Source organism: Priestia sp. P5_B4 (assembly GCF_056400385.1).
Genome location: NZ_JBFULJ010000806.1, coordinates 1 through 1,752 on the forward strand (window position 1 = coordinate 1; position 1,752 = coordinate 1,752).

The 1,752-nt window shown below is 41.7% G+C and carries 2 protein-coding genes; both read left to right on the forward strand.

Going from position 1 to position 1,752, the window contains the following annotated elements:
* On the forward strand, positions 1 to 902 hold a 902-nt coding region (locus AC1DRF_RS26165; protein ID WP_477742098.1), incomplete at its 5' end, for a glycerate kinase family protein.
* A 272-nt stretch (positions 903 to 1,174) separates the two neighbouring features.
* Positions 1,175 to 1,752: alpha/beta fold hydrolase (locus AC1DRF_RS26170; protein ID WP_477742099.1), on the forward strand; the 578-nt coding region annotated here is incomplete at its 3' end.

The following is a 1,752-nucleotide window of genomic DNA, read 5'->3' on the forward strand; positions in this document are numbered from 1 at the left end:
TTCATGGAGACGGCAAAGCGGCTGTTATTGAAATGGCAGCCGCTTCAGGCCTTCATCATGTTCCGGTGGATAAACGCAATCCGTTTATCACAACAACGCGAGGAACCGGTGAGCTCATTCTCAAAGCGTTAGATCATAAAGTGAAGCATATCATTATTGGCATCGGAGGAAGTGCTACAAATGATGGARGAGCCGGTATGGCAAAAGCTTTAGGGGCAAAGCTTATTGATGCTAACGGAGCAGAAATAAAAGAAGGAGGCGGCAGTTTAAACCAGTTAGCTGCTATTGATCTGACAAACTTGGATTCCCGGCTTGCTGAAGTCAAAGTGGAAGTGGCTTGCGATGTAGACAATCCGTTAACGGGTGAAACCGGAGCATCTGCGGTATTTGGCCCTCAAAAAGGCGCAACTCCTGATATGGTTAAACAGCTTGACCGTAATCTAGCTCATTACGCAGCAGTTATTGAAAAAGAAATGGATATTCATATTCAGAACGTTCCTGGTGCCGGGGCGGCAGGAGGACTAGGAGGGGGCCTGCTGGCATTTTTATCTGCGGAGTTAAAGCCAGGTGTAGACATTGTCATTGAGGCAACTCAGCTAGAAAGCTATATTAAAGATGCTGACCTTGTCATTACCGGTGAAGGAAGAATAGATGGACAAACCATTTACGGAAAAACCCCCATTGGCGTAGCAAAAACAGCAAAAAAGCATAGCGTTCCCGTGATAGCGATAGCAGGGAGCATTGGAACTGGAAGCGAAGCTGTATATGAACACGGTATTTCTGCGTTATTCAGCGTCGTGCCCGGAGCGGTCGATCTATCAGAAGCACTGGAAAAAGCCGGTGAAAACATTGAAAGAACGGCTAAAAACGTAGCGTCAGTTATACGCTTAGGCGTAAAGTAAAGGGGTTACAGTTTTTATTGTTCTCTTTTTAATAAATAGTAAAAGGTCTCTTCTGATGAAAGAGGCCTTTTTTTTCGTTTAGTGCTGAAGTAAGCTGCTATCATTCTTTTAAATTTTATATAGGAAATAGAACTAAACGTTTTCTGAAGCGTCATAGTAAGTAAGCAGTTACAAAGAGTCACTAGCATGGGCATCTGCTTGTTAACTGCTACTTACGGAAAGGAGAGGTAAACGTGCAAAAAAAGTTTAGGTTCTTGAGARTTTTACGAAACATGATAGTAGCTATTTTTGGGATATGCATCATTTGGGTTGCAACGAATCAAGTTATAACGGCAGTAGAAAAGAAAAAGTACCCGCCTATTGGTCAATTAGTAGAGGTTAATGGCAGAAGCATTCATGTATATACAAAAGGTAAAGGAAAAAATACAATTGTACTACTAACCGGCCTAGGAACGCCTACGCCTGCACTGGATTTTGAACCTTTAGTAAATGAACTGTCGAAGGATAATAAAGTTGTGGTAGTAGAACCATTTGGATACGGATGGAGTGACATTACGAATAAAAAGCGCACAGTAGAAAATAGTGTAAGTGAAATGAGAGAAGCTTTGYAAAAATCGAATATAAAGGGTCCGTATATATTAATGCCACACTCCGTTTCTGGCGTTTACAGCATGTATTACGCTAATAAATATCCAGATGAAGTAAAAGCAATTATTGGAATAGACCCTACGTTACCACAAGCGCTGGATTATTTTAAAGGAGAAGCGCCGAATATACCAAATTTGATGAGTGTTTTAGCGCCAAGTGGAGTTGCTCGCTTAGCCCTGCTTACTAGTCCTAATCAGTATCT